The following is a 17,202-nucleotide window of genomic DNA, read 5'->3' on the forward strand; positions in this document are numbered from 1 at the left end:
ATGCGATGACGGCCCGCCGGCCATGACGGCGGGCCCCTTTTGCGTGTTCCCTTGAACGGAGTCTCCCAGCATGTCTTCGCGCCGGCTTTTCAGGCAAGGTATGTTCGCGCGCATGCTGTCCGACCATGGACGGCTGCTCTCCATCCTCGTCATCGGCGCGCTGCTCAACGGCATTGCGGCGCTCGCTGTGATGCAATATGTGACGGATCGCTACGAGAGCGCCGTCAGCGCGGCCAATGCCGAACAGATCGGGGCGCTCTTCAACCGCTATGTCGATGATGCGGTCTGGACCGAGCACGCGGCCACGCTCGAGTCGCTGGCCGCCGAGATCGCCCAGGAACAGAGCCTTCGCGAAGGCGTGAGTGGTGGTGACGGCACAGCGCTGGCCGCGACCCTGCCGCAGATGCTGCGCCGCGATGCGGTGACCTCCGGGGCCGTGGCCATACGCGGCCTCGCAACCCTCGACGCCGATCTCACGGCTTTGGCCACGCATGACGCAGCCGGCGAGACCGGGATCCCGTCAGCATTGATGACGAAACTCGCCGAGCGCGAAGGCGCGGCGCGTCTGGCCCGGATCGCGCATATCTGGTCTGATGACGGTGAACCGCGCATGAGTGTGGTCGCACCCGTGGGCGGTCTGCGTCTGGCCGGCTACCTCGTCATCCATGCCGACCCGCTTCATGCCCTCGCCGAGGCCGATCGGCGCATGGGCATGGCGATCACCTTTGAAAATCGCGAGACCGGCGCGGTTCTGGCCCGCCCGGAGAATCTCGCCATGCCGACCGACGCCGCGGCCGACAGCGCGATCATCGAGATCCGCGCCCCCGATGGCAATCCGCTCTTCGCCGCCCGGACGACCTGGGATGTCAGCAGCACGGCGCAGACCATGGCGCAGACGCGCAGCCTTTCCTTCACGCTGCTTGTCGGCGCGGTGCTCATGATCGGCGCCGGCATGATCGGGCTCGTCTTCCGCCTCATCCGCCGCATAGCCCGCAAGGAGGCGGCAGCCGCCGAGCAGGCGGCCCAGGCGGCCATGCGCGAGGACGAGGCGCGGCGGGAGGCGCAGGCGCAGATCCAGGCGCGCGCCGAGGAGGAGCGCCGCGACACGATGCTGCGCCTCGCCGATTCCCTGGAGAGCTCGGTTGCAGCGATCGTCCAGTCCCTGAGCGGCGCCGCAACGCAGATCGAGAGCAATGCCGATGGCATGGTCGCCCTTTCGGGCCGCACCGCTGCGCGCGGGAGCGAAGCCGGCGAGGCATCGCAACGGGCCGGCGCCGACGTCAATGCCGTCGCCTCCGCCACCGAGGAGCTCAGCGCCTCCATCAGCGAGATCGGCGAGCAGGTCTCGCAGGCCGCCGAGATCGCGGGCAGCGCCGTCGAGGAAGCCGGCAGCGTCTCCGGCAAGGTCGAGGCTCTCGGCGAAGCCACCAGCCGCATCGGCGAGGTTGTCGGATTGATCAACGAGATCGCCGCCCAGACCAATCTGCTCGCCCTCAATGCCACCATCGAGGCCGCGCGCGCCGGCGAAGCCGGCAAGGGGTTTGCCGTAGTGGCGCAGGAGGTGAAGAATCTCGCGTCCCAGACCGCGAAGGCGACGGAGGACATCAGCGCACAGATTGCCTCGGTGCAAGGCGCTTCCGTCGATGTCGTGGATGCCATACAGGGCATCACGAAAACCATCCGCGAGATCTCGGGGATCTCGACGACCGTCTCCGCCGCCGTCGAGCAGCAGCGCGCCGCAACCTCCGAAATCGCCCGCTCGGTATCGACGGCAGCAACCGGTGCGCAGAGCATTTCCGCGAGCGTCGCCGAGGTGACCCAGGCGGCCGGTGAGACCAATGCCAAGGCCGATGAATTGCGCGCGGCCTCGGGCGAACTCACCAGCCAGGCTGAGCGTCTGCGCAATGAGATGCATGCCTTCCTCGGCCATTTGCGGGCCGCATGACCAGCACCGGTCCGCAGGCCGATCCGCGCATGGACAAGCTTCCGGTCGAAAAATGGCCCGAAGCTTGCTTTCATCGACGCCATGGCACACCATATGAAAGGTATGATCGATTCTTCGCGCACACCTGCTTCCGGTTCCGCCATGTCCTTCGTGCGTCTGCTCAAATCTGCGGCGATCTTCTTCGGCTTCCGGTCCGCCCGGCAGGGGCCCTGGCCCGACCCGGCGCATCTGGGCGCAACCACGCTGCTGGTTCACGTGGCGCGGGTCGACGGGCGCTTCAGCGATGCAGAGCGCCGGCGGCTGGAAGCGGCGGCACACGCGCATTTCTGCCGATCGGCGCGTGAGGCGACGCATCTTGTCAGGCACGCACAAGCCCTTGATGATGAAATCAATGACGTATCGGAAATCCTCGAGATGATCGGTCGCGGTGAAGATGATCGCCGCCGCGCCCTGACGCTGGCCTTCGCCGTCGCCTCTGCGGACGGGGCGATACGCGAGATCGAGGAAAATCTCGTCTGGCGTGTCGGGCGCCTGCTCGGCTTCGACGACGACGCCATCACCGCCATCAGGGAGACGCAGACGGCTCAGCCATGATCGCACCAGACCCGGACAAATTCCCCGTTCTCATCGTCCTCCATCAGGAGACCTCGACGCCCGGTCGCGTCGGGAGGCTGCTCATGGAGCGCGGCTATCCCCTGGATATCCGCCGCCCCCGCTATGGCGACCCGCTGCCCGACACGCTCGCCGGTCATGCCGGCGCCGTGATCTTCGGCGGGCCGATGAGCGCCAATGACGAGGAGGATTTCATCCGGCGCGAGACCGACTGGATCGCGGTGCCCCTGAAGGAGCGCAAGCCCTATCTCGGCCTGTGCCTCGGCGCGCAGATCATGGCCCGGCATCTGGGAGCGCGGGTCTATGCGCATGAGGAAGGGCGCGCCGAAATCGGCTATTATCCGCTGACGCCAACCCATGCCGGGCTCAGCGTGGAGAAGCGCCTCGGCACGCCCTGGCCGGATCATGTCTATCACTGGCACCGCGAGGGATTCGACTGTCCGCCGGGCGCGGTGACGCTGGCCACCGGCGACGATTTCCCCGTCCAGGCGGTGCGTTACGGACCCGCCGCCTATGCTTTCCAGTTCCATCCGGAAGTCACCTATGCCATGACCTGCCGCTGGACCACGCGGGCGCATGAGCGCATGAAGCTGCCTGGCGCCAAACCGCGCAAGGAGCATCTCGAAGGACGCCTGATCCACGATCCCGCCGTGAATGTCTGGATCAACAATTTTTTGGATTACTGGCTTGCCGGCGGCTGTGACGACGAGGCCGGCCGGCATGGCGCGCCGGCCCTCATCGATCGCGCCGCCGCGCAATCGTTGTAAAGCCTCATTCCGCGATCAGGGTTCCGATATCCTGATTGATCGGCACGACGCAGTCGCAGACGCGCAGATTGACCCGTGCTCCGACTTCGATCTGCTCGGCCGGGCCGCTGATCACCAGCAGCCGGCGCTCGCCTTTCCTGACCCAGTAGAGCTGGTCATGGCCGCGATATTCGCGCCCGATCACCTCGGCTTCGCCTTTTTCGTGTGGCTCGAGCAGGATCTGTTCGGGGCGCACGGCGAGATCGACCGTGCCGTTCACCGCCTTCGACAGTTCCACCCGCCCGAACGGCGTCTCGGCGCCGAGGCCCTCGGCCTTGCCGGTGACGATGTTCGAGCGCCCTATGAAGCTCGCGACGAACGAGCTGACCGGATGGCGGTAGATCTCGTCCGGCGTGCCGATCTGGCAGACCTTGCCCGCTTCCATCACCACGATGCGGTCGGCCAGCGCCAGCGCTTCCTCCTGATCATGGGTGACGAGGATGCCGGCGGAGCCCGCTTCCTTCAACAATGCGCGCACTTCCTGGCGGGTCTCGACCCGCATGGCGGCATCGAGATTGGAAAACGGTTCGTCCATCAGGACGAGGGACGGCGCCAGCGCGAGGGTGCGCGCAAGCGCCACGCGCTGCTGCTGGCCGCCGGAAAGTTCATGCGGCCTGCGCTTCGCCAGTTCCGAGAGCCCGACGAGTTCGAGCATCTCGCGCACGCGGGCTTCCGCCTGCCTGCGCGGCAGCCTGTTGAGGCCGAAGCGGACATTCTCGAACACGTCGAGATGCGGAAACAGGGCGTAATCCTGAAAGACGAAACCGATACCGCGCTTCTCCGGGGGCAGATCCGTGATGTCGTGGCCACGCATGAAGATGCGACCGGCATCGGGCTGTTCGAAACCGCCGATCATGCGCAGGGTGGTGGTCTTGCCGCAGCCTGAAGGGCCGAGCAGAGCCAGCAGCTCGCCCTCATAGACATCGAGCGTGACGCCATCCACGGCGGGGCGCTCGCCCGTGCGGAAAATGCGTTCGAGCCCCTCGATGATCATCAGAGGCGGACCGCTGGCACCGGCATAGGCCGCACCGCCGATCAGTCCCGCCGGGCAGGTCGGAGCAGCGGGGCGGATGACATCGTCATCAAGCATCGGCGGCTGCGGACCCGTCACAGCCGGGACCCGCACCGCAGCGGCATCACGCGTTGCACCGGCATTCGCAACCGTTTGTCCCACCGGGGATCCGGAGGTCAGCGCGCGCAAGCCGTTCATTGTCACTCTCCTGCTTTCGCATCCCCGCGCAGCGTCCAGCCGGCGAAACGGCGGGTCAGCGGCGCTATCGGCGCAGCCGATCGGCTGAAACGTGCGTTGCCGTGAAAAACGGCGGGCACCGCAAAATATCCCGGAACACACGACATCTTATGAGCTAGAGCTTTGCGAAGACAGCGTCAATGAGAATTGACAAGGAAAATCAATACTTTAGAAACATTCCAATTTAGCACGGCCATGGTTCGCCGGCCCGGCGCCTCCCGCCAGCGCGCGGGCGGAAATCCGGTCTTCGACCATTTGCGCACGAACCACGCCATTGCCCTGTGGAACTGAACGCTTAATTCCTGTATGTTGTGCTGCAACATTGCGGTGCCGGATATCCCGGCGAAGCCGCTGGAGGTTATGATTCATGGATCTCGCGTATTTCTATTACGAGGCCGGGCACATCCTGCTCTCGCCGGCCCGTGCCGCAAACGACGCGACCCGTCTGTTCTTCAAGAATCCCGCCAATCCGCTGAGCTATACGCCCTATGGCAAGGCGATGGCGGCCGGGTGTGAGCTTTTCGAACGCACCACACGCCGCTACGGCAAGCCATCATTCGATCTCGACACCACGCAGATCGGCGATCGCGAGGTCACGGTGCGTGAGCGCGTGGTCTGGCACAAGCCCTTCTGCAATCTTCTGCATTTTGACAGGATGTTGCCGCGTGGTGTCGACCCGCAGCCCAAGCTGCTGATCGTCGCCCCGATGTCGGGCCACTATGCCACGCTGTTGCGCGGCACGGTCGAGACCTTCCTGCCAACGCATGAAGTCTATATTACCGACTGGGTCGATGCCCGCGAAGTACCCCTGAGCGACGGCAGCTTCGATCTCGACGATTACATCGACTATATCATCGATATCTGCCATCTGCTCGGTCCGGACGTCCATGTCATGGCCGTCTGCCAGCCGGCCGTGCCCGTTCTCGCCGCCGTGGCGCAGATGGAAGCGATGGAGGATGATTGCGTCCCCGCCTCGATGATCCTGATGGGCGGCCCGATCGATACCCGCAAATCCCCAACCGCCGTCAACAAGGGCGCACAGGAACGCGGCACCGAATGGTTCCGCCGCAACTGCATCGTCAAGGTACCGCCCCCCAATCCCGGCCTGTGGCGCGACGTCTATCCCGGTTTCTTCCAGCTTTCGGGCTTCATGGCGATGAATCTCGATCGTCATATCTCGGCGCATTGGAACATGTTCAACCATCTCGTCGAGAATGACGGTGATTCCGCCGAGAAGCACCGCGAGTTCTATGACGAATACCTCGCCGTGATGGATCTCACCGCCGAGTTCTATCTGCAGACGGTCGAAACCGTTTTCGTGCAGCATGCCCTGCCCAAGGGAGAGATGATGCATCGCGACGAGAAGGTCGATCTCGGCGCCATCCGCCATTGCGCCATCATGGCGATCGAGGGCGAGAACGACGATATTTCCGGCATCGGCCAGACCAGGGCGGCGCTGGAACTCACGCCCAATCTGCCGGAAGAGAAGAAGACCTACCACCTGCAGGAGCGCGTCGGCCATTACGGCGTCTTCAATGGCGGGCGCTTCCGCCGCGAGATCGCCCCGCGCATCTGCGATTTCATTGATGCGCATGAAAGCGATGCCGGCGCCGCCCGTCCGGCACCGCGCAGCAAGAAGCCGCAACTGCGTGCCGTACGCTGATTCGGGTGTGTGATTCCTGTAAGCACGGCCTCCCCATTTTCCAGCTTACCGCTAATGGGACGCATCCGAATAATTTATCGGATGCGTTTTTCTTGTTCAGCATGAGAGGGCATTGTCGGCTGCCATTTTGCCTCAAGGACGATTTTTGGAGCAGCTACTCAATAAGCACCTTTAGCAGATGATTTTTCAGGAGCTGCCTTGATTGGGGATTGTCATACACATTCAATGATAGTTAAATTCTGTGTCCGAAAAAACACGACACTAGGGGATCAGCAAATGTCCGAAACCGTCGAGAGAGCCGTCGCTGGTATAAAAAATCTATATTACAATGGATTTGAAAGAAGAGCAAGGGCATTTAGGATTACAAGAGATACAATACGCTCTCTTGCAGACGTAAGACGCTTAGAAGGGTCAACCCTTGAAAAGATTCAGGAAAGGCTTGAAGAAGAAGAATTCGTATTTTACCCGCTCGGAACATATGATCTTGGCTCGAATAAAGAATGGTATGTCACAAGCTATGTAAAAATAAACAAGCTTTCGATAATAGACGAAGAGCACCTTAAGAGAGCCGAGCAAGCATCTCATGATGACGATGAGGATTTCTTATAAATCATGACCCGTCCTCGCAATAATTTGGACTGAGACAGATAATCAATGCGCCTCGTCCCAGTTATCCGCCGCACGGGCTTCGACTTCGAGCGGCACCTTCAGCGTCAGGGCGGGATGCGGCGCCTCGCGCATGATCCTGGTGATCAGCGGGATGGTCTGATCAACCTCGTCCTCCGGCACCTCGAAGATCAGTTCGTCATGTACCTGCAACAGCATCTGCGCATGCAGCTTCGAGCCTGACAGCGCGTCTTCCATGCGGATCATGGCGCGGCGGATGATGTCGGCGGCGGAGCCCTGGATCGGGGCGTTGATCGCCTGACGCTCCACCGCCATGCGCTCATTGGCATTGCCGGCGCGGATCGCGGGATAATGGCAGGCGCGCCCGAAAATGGTGGAGACGTAGCCGTACTCGCGGCAATAAGTCTTGGTCTCCTCCATGTAATCCCTGATGCCGGGAAACCGCTCGAAATACTGCTTGATGTAGGCGCCCGCCTCCTCGCGCCCGATCCCGAGCCGGTTGGCGAGGCCGAAAGCGGAAATGCCGTAGATGATGCCGAAATTGATGGTCTTGGCGCGCCGGCGATATTCGCTGGTCATCTCGGCAAGCGGGATGTCGAACATTTCCGAGGCGGTGGCGGCGTGGATGTCGATGCCGTCGGCGAAGGCTTTGCGCAATTGCGGGATATCCGCGATATGCGCGAGAATCCGCAATTCGATCTGGCTGTAATCGGCCGAGATCAGCTTCATCCCCTTCTCGGGCACGAAAGCCGCGCGGATCTTGCGGCCCGCCGGGGTGCGCACCGGGATGTTCTGGAGATTGGGCTCCGATGATGACAGCCGCCCCGTCGTGGTGGCAGCCAGCGAGAAGGAGGTGTGCACCCGGCCCTTCTCGTCCATATAGTTGGGCAGCGCGTCGCTATAGGTGGATTTCAGCTTGGCCTGCTGGCGCCATTCCAGAATCTTCGCCGGCAAGGGATGCCCCTGTTCGGCGAGTTCCTCCAGCGCGGAGGCCGGCGTCGCCCATTGGCCGGAGGGCGTCTTCTTGCCGCCGGGCAGCCCCAGCTTGCCGAAGAGAATTTCGCCAATCTGGCGCGGGCTCGAGACCGAGAAGCGCTCGCCCGCATCCTCCTGGATCTCCTCCTCGAGACGCGTGAGCGTCTGGGCGAAATCAGACGATAGCCGGCTTAATATCTGCCGATCGACCTTGATGCCGCGCCGCTCCATACACGCGATCACCGGCACGAGGGGGCGCTCCAGGGTCTGGTAGACGCTCATCTTCGCTTCTGCGGCCAGCCGCGGCTGGAGCACGCGCCACAGCCGCATGGTGACATCGGCATCCTCCGCAGCGTAACTGGTGGCTTCCTCGATGCCCACACGGTCGAAGCTGACGGCCTTCTTGCCGCTCCCGGCCACCTCCGCGAACTTGATGGTGGTGTGCCCCAGATGCCGTTCGGCGAGATCATCCATGCCGTGGCCGCCGCGCCCGGCATCAAGCACGTAGGAGATCAGCATGGTATCGTCGACCGGCGCCGTCTCGATGCCGTAGCGGGCGAGCACCAGCCAGTCATATTTGAAATTATGCCCGATCTTGAGCGTGCCGGGCTCTTCCAGCAGCGGTTTGAGCGCGGCGAGCGCGTCATCAAGGGGAATCTGCCCCTTGACCAGCCCGGTCTCGTCGAACAGATCGCTGCCGCCGCGATGTTGCAGCGGGATATAGCAGGCCCGCCCGTCCGGGAGCCCGAGCGAGATGCCGACGAGTTCGGCAGAATGCGCGCTCAGCGAATCGGTCTCGGTATCGAGCGCGACGATCCCCGCTTCGCGGGCATCCGCGATCCATTTGTCGAGGGAGTCGCGATCGCGCAGGCATTCGTAGGCCTCGCGATCGATCTTCAACCCCTGCGCTTCCTCGCGACGCTGCTTGACGAGGCGCTCGGGGCTCGCCTGCGGATCGCCCTCGGCGAGACCCACTTCGCCGGCAGCGCCCGACTCGCCCGCAGAATCGCCCCCCCGCGCCAGTTCTGGATCGGCCTCGACGGCGTTGAGATCGATATCGTATTCGGTGGCGACGCGTTTGGTGATGGTGGTGAATTCCATCGCCTTGAAAAAGGCGATCAGCTTCTGCGCATCGATCTCGGCGAGGGTGAGATCGGCGAGCGGCACCGGCACCGGGGCCTTCTCGTCGAGCAGGACGAGTTTCCTGGACAGCCGCGCCTTGTCGGCATTCTCGATCAGGGTCTCGCGGCGCTTGGGCTGCCTGATCTCGCCGGCGCGCTCCAGCAGCGTTTCGAGATCGCCGAACTGTTCGAGGAGTTGCACCGCCGTTTTCGGCCCGATCCCGGGCACACCGGGCACGTTATCGGAGGTGTCGCCGGTGAGTGCGAGCACATCCGCGATCTTCTCCGGCGGCACGCCCCAGCGCTCGATCACCCCCTCGACATCGAGATTGCGCTCGGGCCGGTAGCCGTTCTTGCCCTTGATGCCCGATTCGAAATCGTAGAAGCGGACATGGGGGCCGACCAGCTGCATCAGATCCTTGTCGGCGGAGACGATCACCACCTCCGCTCCGGCTGCTGCCGCCTCGCGGGCATAGGCCGCGATCAGGTCATCGGCCTCGTAGCGCTCCAGTTCGACGGGGATCAACCCGAAGGCGCGCACGGCATCGCGCATCAGCGGCATCTGGCGCTTGAGATCCTCCGGCGCATCCGGGCGATGGCCCTTGTATTCCGGGTAGATCTCGCGGCGAAACGAGCCTTCCGACTTGTCGAGCACGATGGCGAGATGGGTGGGTTTTACCCCCGCCGCGCCCTCGCGGATGAACTGCCAGAGCTTGACGCAGAACATCCGCAACGCCCCGGTCGGCAGCCCGTCGGAACGATAATTGTATTTCGCATCCTGGTTCATCGACTGGAAGAAGGCGCGGAACACGAAGGACGAGCCATCGACGAGGATCAGGCGGTCGCCTTTCCCGATGGCGGAGCTTTTGCCGGACATGGAATCTGGACTTCCCGGTAAGAGTGACTGCTCCCGGTTTTAATGCATCCTTGCGCCGGGTGGATACCGGCTTCGGGAAAAATGATCTGTGGCGGATGATTCGCGCGCGCCCACGCACACGTGCCCGCGCGTGACGGCGCGATCCGTCAGGCAGCGCGCCCGAGCCATTTCGTGGAGAGGCGGCACGATGATGTCTGCGGTGCCCCACCGGCCCGTCGGATTTGACTTCCCTCCCCGGCTCTGTTTTCTCCCACCGATGCCATGTGTCCGGAGCCCGTCCATGCCACCGTCAGCCAGCAACGCGCCGACAGCCCGCGATCCGCGTGATTCGATCATCGTCGCCCTCGATCTGCCTGATGTGGCGCAGGCCCGCGCACTGGTGACGCGAATCGGTGATGGGGCCCGTTTCTACAAGATCGGCTATCGGCTCGGCTTTGCCGGCGGCCTCACCTTCGCCCGTGAACTGGTCGATCAGGGCTGCAAGGTTTTTCTCGATTTCAAGCTGCATGATATCGGCAACACCGTCAGCGAAGGCGTCGCGGCGATCAGCGCACTCGGCGTCGATCTCGCCACGGTGCATGCTTATCCACAGACCATGCAGGCCGCCGTGGCCGGGCGCGGTGAGGATGCCTTGAAGCTCCTGGCCGTCACGGTGCTGACTTCCTACGACGATGCCGATCTCGCCGAAGCCGGCTATGGGACAAGCGTTGCCGATCTCGTCGCCCGTCGCGCAGAGCAGGCGCGCGAAGCGGGGATCGACGGCATCGTCTGCGCGCCACAGGAAATCACGACGGTGCGTGCCGCGCTCGGCCCCGACCGGCTGATCGTCACCCCCGGCATTCGCCCCGCCGGCGCCGATGCGGGCGATCAGAAACGGGTCATGACCCCGGGCGAGGCCGTGCGGGCCGGAGCCGATCACCTCGTTATCGGGCGCCCGATTACCCGCGCCGCCGATCCGCGCGCCGCCGCGATGGCGGTTGCCGAGGACATTGCCGGGAATGCGTAAGGGGATGGCGCCTTTCAGCGCATGGTCTAACCGAATTCCCATGCGGCAAGCGTGCATCCGCACGGCGTTGCGGACTTGTCAGTGACGCAGTGCGCGGCCACTCTTCGCGGGATTCCGCTGGGAGAATATCCATGCCCAAAGGTTACGTGATCGCGCGCATCACGGTGCATGACGAGGAAGCCTACAAGGCGTATGTCCCCGTCGCTACGGCGGCGATGGAGCGTTTCGGCGGGCGCCCGCTGGTGCGTGGCGGGCGGATGGAGACGCTGGAGGGCGAAGGCCGCAAGCGCAATGTGGTCATCGCCTTCGAGAGCTTCGAACAGGCGCGCGCTTTCTATCATTCGCCGGATTATCAGGCGGCCGTGGCCCTGCGCGCGCCGGTGGCGGAGGCGGATGTGGTCGTGGTCGAGGGACTCGATTGAGGGCATTGGCGCCGGACGAACCGGCGCCTGCAACGGGAGGACAAGAACATGCCGAAGGGCTATTGGGTCGCGCGGGTCGATGTCTACGACCAGGACGCCTACAAGAACTACGTCGCCACGAACGGCGAGGCCTTCGCCAAATACGGCGGGCGTTTCATCGTGCGCGGCGGGCGTTTCGAGCGCCTCATCGGCTCGAGCCGCTCGCGCAACGTCGTGATCGAATTCCCCAGCTACGAGGATGCGCTGGCCTGCTGGAACTCGCCGGAATACCAGGCGGCACGCGCACGCCAGGAAGGCGGTGCGGAGATGGATGCGATCGTCATCGAGGGATACGAGGGGCCACAGCCGGGTGAGGGCTGAGCTGCTGTTACGAACCGGCAAGATAGCGGCAGAGCTCAGGCCTGCCATCCGCCCCGGAACAAGAGCAGAAATGGCGTGATCCAGGTTACACGCGCCGTTCCGGCGCGGCTTGCATGGAGGGATATTTCCCTAAGCAGAGGGTACGGGCCGGGGTAACAAACGAGCAGCGGCAATCTTCGTCATCGCGCGCGATGCGGCCTCAGGCGCGCGAATCGGATCGAACAGCAGGCGCAATCCGTTGGCGACAACGATCAGCGTGCCCCCCTCATGGCCGATCACGGCGAGCGGCAGCGACAGATCGAAGAACAGCGTCAGAATCACGAGGGCGAGCATCGCACCGACGGCGAAGAACAGGTTCTGGCGGATGATGCGGTTGGTGCGCCGGGCCAGATGCCAGGCCTTTTCCAGGCGGCGCAGATCATCGGAGAGCAGGGCCACATCGGCAGCCTGCAGCGCCACTTCGCTCCCCGCCGTGCCCATGGCGACGCCGATATCGGCGCTCGCGAGCGCAGCTGCGTCGTTCACACCGTCACCGACGAAGGCGACCGGGCCCCGCGCACGCATGGCGGATATCCGCGCGACCTTCTCCTGAGGCATCAGCTCGGCCTCGATATCCTCCGCGCGCAGGCCGATCGCCGCACCGATACGATGCGCGACGGCGGCGCGGTCGCCAGTAAACATGGTGATTCGCTTGATGCCCGCCGCCCGCAGCCGCGCCAGAGCCTCGATGGCGCTCGTACGCGGCTGGTCGGCAATGCTGATCGCGCCGAGAATGCGGCTGCCGCGCCCGATCACGATCACCGAATGACCGCTCGCGGCAAGCCGCGCCAAAGCCTCCTCGACACGCGCATCCGCGCTCACCGCCAGATGCGCGAGAAGACGCGGATTACCGGCGAAAACCGCTTCGCCATCACCATTGCGCGCCACGATGCCCTCACCGGGATGATTCTGCGCGCCCGTGACCGGGGCCGGCGCGATCGCGACACGCTGCGCCTCACGGCGGATGGCGGCGGCGACATGGTGCTCCGACTCGGCTTCGAGCCCTGCGGCGAGCGCGAGCAATTCGTCCTGCGGGCAGCCGAATGGCAGGATCTCGACCACACGCGCACGGCCTTCGGTCAGCGTCCCGGTCTTGTCGAAGGCGAACTGACGCACGGCGCCGAAACTCTCCAGCGCCGCCCCGCCCTTGAACAGGACGCCGCCGCGCGCGGAGGCCGAGAGCGCCGAGAGTATCGCCGCCGGCACGCTGATCACGATGGCGCAGGGACTGGCTGCCACCAGCAGCGTCGCGGCGCGATAAAGCGCATCGCCGAATTCGCGCCCGATCAGCAGCAAGACAACGAAAGCCAGGATCGATCCGGCCAGCACGGCCACCGTATAGCGCTGGCCGAACCAGGCGCTGAAGCGCTCGCTTGGCGCCTTTTGCGCCTTGGCCTGGGTTACCATCTCGATCATCCGCGCGACGGTGCTCTCCGCCGCCGCCCTCACGACCTCGATCTCGAGAATGCCCTGGCCGTTGACGGTGGCTTCGAAGACCTTGTCGCCGGCGCCCTTGCTCACGGGCATGGCTTCGCCGGTGACGCTGGCCTCGTCGAGATTGCTGTGGCCGCCGCGAATCACCGCGTCGACGGGGATGCGCTCGCCGGGGCGCACCATCACCCGGTCGCCCCGCTCCAGTGACGCGGCTGGAACCTCCGTGACCCGACCCTCGGCGTCACGCCGATGCGCGGTTTCCGGGCGCATCGCCATCAGCGCCTCGACCTCGCGCTCGGCCCGCCCCATGGCGTATTCCTCGAGCGTGCCGGCGAGCGAGAACAGGAACAGGAGAATCGCCCCGTCGCGCATTTCGTCGACGGCGGCGGCAGCCAGAGCCGCCGTCACCATCAGCAGGTCGATGTCGAGCCGGCGATTACGCAGCAGATTGGCGAGCGCCTTGCGCCCCGCCGGCAGCCCTCCGGCGAGATAGGCAAGGATATAGGCTCCGAGCACCCATGAACCGGGCGCGCCGGCGATTTCGCCCGCGATGCCGAAAGCGAGGCCGAGCCCGGTCGCGAGGGTGAGGATGGCAGCGAGGATGATGGGCGATGGCATGCGATGTGACCGATGGATCAGAGGGCTTCCACAGTGGAATAATTCCAAACTGGTGCGGAAGCCGCTCCGCTTCAATCGGGAGAATTACGCGTGAGGGCTCGCTGACGGGCGGGAACGATCGATGGCGGCCTCCGTTGAGGAGGCAAGTGAGGCGGGCGCTGATTGCCCGCTACCGTCAGAAACGGAGTAACACCATGCTGGGCTGGGCCCTGACTTTCCTCATCATCGCGCTGATCGCCGCCGTGCTCGGGTTCGGCGGGATCGCCGGCGCGGCCGTCGAGATCGCGAAGATCATCTTCTTTGTCGCGATCGTGCTGTTCGTGATCGCCGCAATCGTCGGCCTGGTACGCGGACGCTCACCGCCCCTGTGACGCGCTGCGCATCCGGAAGCGGGCGCGCCGGCTCAGTCGGCGATCGCCCATTCCATCCGCACGCTGGCCTCGTAGCCGAGGCTGGCGGGCGGAACGATCGGCACGGCTGACGCAGCGTCCATCCGCGCCATCATCATGCCCTCTCTGCGTGGCGATATCGCGCTCGCCGCCGCATCGCCGACCAGCATCAGCCGCCCAAGGCTCACACCGGCCGCCTCTGCCAGCACCTGTGCCTGACGTGTGGCATCCGCGACGGCCCGGCGTCGTGCCTCGTCCTGCGCCTGCGCGTCATCATCGAGGGCAAAATCGAGCCCCTGGAACGTCATCCCCTCCAGACCCAGAATATCGCCGGCGAGCGCGCCGACATCATCGATATCGCGGGTCTTGATGCGCAGCTGGTGCGTGGCCGTGAAGCCGGGCGGTTCGCGCAGGGTATCATCATTGCGCCGGTGCTCCGGGGTCTCGAACACCCGGAAACCCGAGGTCTCGATATCGTCACGGGCGATTCCCCTGGCTTCGAGCCGCGCCAGCGCCGCCTCCACCGCGTCGTTATTGGCGTCGACCGCAGCGACGACCGTCTCCGCCCGCGTCATCACGGAGACGTGGATATTCGCATAATCGGGCGTGCGCTCGACCGTGCCGGAACCGCTCACCACGATACGCCCCGCGCCCTCCGTCTCGCTCGCCTGCACGGGCGCGGCGAGCATCAGGAAGGCGAGGAGGATCGCCCCGACGGCGAGGGATTCGCGAATCAGCCGGGTGCGTGGCTGCGGCGCAGGCATGGCGAGACAGCGGCTGCGCGAACCGTTGCGCTGCGGGGCGATGCGGTTGGTCATGGGCTGATCCTCGTTGCTTCAAGCGAAATCCGGCGAAGGCGAAGCCGTATCCAAGGCGCAGATTGCGGCATCAGCGCGGCGCCTCACGCCCCACCACCGCCGTCGCCTCGATCTCGACGAGGGCTTCGTCCTCGACGAGGCCGGCCACCTGGACCAGCGCCATGGCCGGGTAATGCGCGCCGATCACGTCGCGATAGGCGCGTCCGAGATCGCGCAGGCCGGATTTGTAGGCCCCGAGATCGGTGACGTACCAGGTCAGGCGGACCAGGTGCTGCGGGCCCGCTCCGCCTTCCGCGAGGATGGCCACGATATTCTCCAGTGTCAGGCGCACCTGCGGGATGAAGCCCGCGGCGAAGGTGCCTTGCGTATCCCAGCCCACGACCCCGCCCGTCACGATGAGCCTGCCCTGCGCCATCATGCCGTTGGCATAGCCGCGCGGCACGGGCCAATCCGCCGGCTGGAGCACCTGCGGGCGCTCGACACAGGCGGCAATCAGATCCTCACGCATCCCCACGCTTTCTCTCCCTCGTCTTTTCTCGTTACGCCTCGCGCGCCATTTCGCGCAATGCGAAGCGTTGCAGTTTGCCGGTCTGTGTCTTGGGCAGGGCCTCGACGAAATCGATCCGGCGTGGATACTTGTAAGGTGCGATCTCGGCCTTGACGTGCTCCTGCAATGCCTTCGCCAGATCAGGACCCGGCTCCCAGCCCGCGCGCAGCACGATATAGGCCCTGACCACCATGCCGCGCTCTTCGTCTGGAGCGCCGACAACGCCCGCCTCCGCGACGGCCTCGTGGGTCAGAAGCGCCGCCTCGACCTCCGGGCCGGCGATGTTGTAGCCGGAGGAGACGATCATGTCGTCGTTGCGGGCCTGATACCAGAAATACCCGTCTTCATCGATCAGATAGGAATCACCCGTCACGTTCCAGCCGTCGATGACGTATTGCGCCTGGCGCGGATCGTCGAGATAGCGGCAGCCCGTCGGCCCGCGCACGGCGAGGCGCCCGACCGTACCGGGCGGCAGATCGGCGCCGTCGGGCCCGATCACCTTTGCCTCGTAGCCGGGAACGGGCTTGCCGGTGGCGCCGGGGCGGATCTCGTCTTCGCGTGCGGCGATGAAGATATGCAGCATCTCGGTTGCGCCGATCCCGTCCATCAGGCTGATCCCGGTCGCCGCCTTCCACGCATCGAAGGTCGCCCTGGGCAGCGGCTCGCCGGCGGAGACGCATTTGCGCAGGCTGGAGAGATCGAAATCCGCGCGCTTGTCGAGCATGGCGCGATAGGCGGTGGGCGCGGTGAAGCAGACGCTGGCGCGGTATTTCTCGATCGCGGGTGCGAGCTCGTGCGGCCCGGCTTTCTCGAGCAGCACCGCCGAGGCGCCGATATGCAGCGGAAACAGCACGATCCCGCCCAGACCGAAGGTGAAGGCGAGCGGCGGCGAGCCGATGAAGCGGTCTTCAGGTGTCGCGCACAGGACGTTGCGCGCATAGGCGTCGCAGATGGCGAGCATGTCGCGGTGGAAATGCATCGTGCCCTTGGGCACGCCCGTCGTCCCCGAGGTGAAAGCGATCAGGCAGACATCGTCCGCTGCCGTGTCGCAGGCTTCGAATTCCGGGCTCTCCCCCGCCATCATGGCTTCGAGCCCGTCATCCGCATCCTCGCCCCAAAAGACGCAATGGCGCAGATGCGCGGCGCCCGAAGCGGCCAAAACGGCGCCCTTGTCCATCTCCTCGCGCAGCCTGGCATCGCACAGGGCGATGGCGATGCGCGCCTTTTCCAGCGGATAGGCGATCTCCCGGGCACGCAGCATCGGCATCGTCGCCACCACGATGCCGCCGGCCTTGATGACGGCGAAATAAGCCGCGACCATCATCGCATTGTTGAACGAGCGCAACAGAACCCGCTCCCCCGGCACCAGACCGAGACGGTTTACCAGCACATTCGCGATGCGGTTCACCCGCTCATGCAGATCGGCATAGCGCCATTGCGCCTGCGGCGTGATCAGGCACGGTCTGTCGCCGCGCCCGGCGCGGATATGGCTGTCGAGGAAGGCGTCGATGCAGTTGAGCCGCTGGGGATATTCGAGCTCGGGCCGCGTGAAGATGAAATCCGGCCATTCCTCGCGCGGCGGCAGGTGGTCTCGTGCAAAACCGTCACGATGCGCAGAATGGGTCATGGCGCGATCTCCTGATGATTTGCGTGTGTGTGGTGGAAATTCAGGCGTTCCCCTCTCCCTTGTGGAG

General features: G+C 64.8%; 15 protein-coding genes. 9 read left to right on the top strand and 6 right to left on the bottom strand.

Annotated elements, in window-relative coordinates; translation table 11 throughout:
- Positions 1 to 112: 112 nt before the first annotated feature.
- The 3 genes from GA0071312_RS00345 (at position 113) to GA0071312_RS00355 (ending at position 3,324) form a co-directional block, all read left to right on the top strand.
- The gene (locus GA0071312_RS00345) at positions 113 to 1,945 is read left to right on the top strand and encodes a methyl-accepting chemotaxis protein (protein ID WP_131817660.1); all 1,833 of its coding nucleotides are present in this window, start codon (positions 113 to 115) and stop codon (positions 1,943 to 1,945) included.
- A gap of 102 nt (positions 1,946 to 2,047) precedes the next feature.
- Positions 2,048 to 2,539, top strand: coding sequence for a tellurite resistance TerB family protein (locus GA0071312_RS00350; RefSeq protein WP_165603926.1), 492 nt, complete (start codon positions 2,048 to 2,050; stop codon positions 2,537 to 2,539).
- Complete coding sequence (locus GA0071312_RS00355; RefSeq protein ID WP_083204169.1) at positions 2,536 to 3,324, top strand: glutamine amidotransferase; 789 nt, start codon at positions 2,536 to 2,538, stop codon at positions 3,322 to 3,324. The genes GA0071312_RS00350 and GA0071312_RS00355 overlap by 4 nt, the downstream gene beginning before the upstream one ends.
- A 4-nt stretch (positions 3,325 to 3,328) precedes the next feature.
- Here the strand turns inward: GA0071312_RS00355 and GA0071312_RS00360 are convergent, their stop codons facing one another.
- Positions 3,329 to 4,573 carry an ABC transporter ATP-binding protein gene (locus GA0071312_RS00360; protein ID WP_238947039.1) on the bottom strand — a complete coding sequence of 415 codons (1,245 nt, stop codon included), beginning with the start codon at positions 4,571 to 4,573 and terminating at the stop codon, positions 3,329 to 3,331.
- A 406-nt stretch (positions 4,574 to 4,979) separates the two neighbouring features.
- Here GA0071312_RS00360 and GA0071312_RS00365 point away from each other — a divergent pair, with 406 nt between their 5' ends.
- Both GA0071312_RS00365 and GA0071312_RS19470 read left to right on the top strand, forming a co-directional pair.
- Positions 4,980 to 6,275 (top strand): polyhydroxyalkanoate depolymerase, encoded by a 1,296-nt coding sequence (locus tag GA0071312_RS00365; protein ID WP_074443156.1) that lies wholly within the window; start codon positions 4,980 to 4,982, stop codon positions 6,273 to 6,275.
- A 276-nt stretch (positions 6,276 to 6,551) separates the two neighbouring features.
- A complete protein-coding gene (locus GA0071312_RS19470; RefSeq protein WP_131817661.1) occupies positions 6,552 to 6,884 on the top strand; it encodes a hypothetical protein in 333 nt (110 codons plus the stop codon).
- Between the two features lie 42 nt (positions 6,885 to 6,926).
- On the opposite strand, the gene polA is transcribed toward GA0071312_RS19470, so the two are convergent.
- The gene (gene polA / locus GA0071312_RS00370; RefSeq protein WP_074443157.1) at positions 6,927 to 9,875 is read right to left on the bottom strand and encodes a DNA polymerase I; all 2,949 of its coding nucleotides are present in this window, start codon (positions 9,873 to 9,875) and stop codon (positions 6,927 to 6,929) included.
- A gap of 280 nt (positions 9,876 to 10,155) precedes the next feature.
- On the opposite strand from polA, the gene pyrF reads away from it, so the two are divergent.
- The 3 genes from pyrF (at position 10,156) to GA0071312_RS00385 (ending at position 11,663) form a co-directional block, all read left to right on the top strand.
- Positions 10,156 to 10,881 (top strand): orotidine-5'-phosphate decarboxylase, encoded by a 726-nt coding sequence (gene pyrF, locus GA0071312_RS00375; protein ID WP_074443158.1) that lies wholly within the window; start codon positions 10,156 to 10,158, stop codon positions 10,879 to 10,881.
- Positions 10,882 to 11,012: 131 nt separating this feature from the next.
- A complete protein-coding gene (locus GA0071312_RS00380; RefSeq protein ID WP_074443159.1) occupies positions 11,013 to 11,303 on the top strand; it encodes a DUF1330 domain-containing protein in 291 nt (96 codons plus the stop codon).
- Positions 11,304 to 11,351: 48 nt separating this feature from the next.
- A complete protein-coding gene (locus GA0071312_RS00385) occupies positions 11,352 to 11,663 on the top strand; it encodes a DUF1330 domain-containing protein (protein WP_074443160.1) in 312 nt (103 codons plus the stop codon).
- A gap of 129 nt (positions 11,664 to 11,792) precedes the next feature.
- Here the strand turns inward: GA0071312_RS00385 and GA0071312_RS00390 are convergent, their stop codons facing one another.
- Complete coding sequence (locus GA0071312_RS00390) at positions 11,793 to 13,754, bottom strand: heavy metal translocating P-type ATPase (protein WP_074443161.1); 1,962 nt, start codon at positions 13,752 to 13,754, stop codon at positions 11,793 to 11,795.
- 194 nt (positions 13,755 to 13,948) lie between these two features.
- On the opposite strand from GA0071312_RS00390, the gene GA0071312_RS00395 reads away from it, so the two are divergent.
- On the top strand, positions 13,949 to 14,125 hold the full coding sequence (locus GA0071312_RS00395; protein WP_074443162.1) for a DUF1328 domain-containing protein: 177 nt from the start codon (positions 13,949 to 13,951) through the stop codon (positions 14,123 to 14,125).
- 32 nt (positions 14,126 to 14,157) lie between these two features.
- On the opposite strand, the gene GA0071312_RS00400 is transcribed toward GA0071312_RS00395, so the two are convergent.
- From GA0071312_RS00400 to GA0071312_RS00410, 3 genes are all read right to left on the bottom strand, one after another.
- Positions 14,158 to 14,961 carry an SIMPL domain-containing protein gene (locus GA0071312_RS00400; protein WP_074443163.1) on the bottom strand — a complete coding sequence of 268 codons (804 nt, stop codon included), beginning with the start codon at positions 14,959 to 14,961 and terminating at the stop codon, positions 14,158 to 14,160.
- 70 nt (positions 14,962 to 15,031) lie between these two features.
- Positions 15,032 to 15,469 (bottom strand): RidA family protein, encoded by a 438-nt coding sequence (locus GA0071312_RS00405; protein ID WP_074443164.1) that lies wholly within the window; start codon positions 15,467 to 15,469, stop codon positions 15,032 to 15,034.
- Positions 15,470 to 15,500: 31 nt separating this feature from the next.
- Entirely contained in the window at positions 15,501 to 17,135 is a 1,635-nt protein-coding gene (locus tag GA0071312_RS00410) for a benzoate-CoA ligase family protein (protein WP_074443165.1), read from the bottom strand.
- Positions 17,136 to 17,202 lie beyond the last annotated feature (67 nt).

Source organism: Saliniramus fredricksonii (genome assembly GCF_900094735.1).
Lineage (GTDB): Bacteria > Pseudomonadota > Alphaproteobacteria > Rhizobiales > Beijerinckiaceae > Saliniramus > Saliniramus fredricksonii.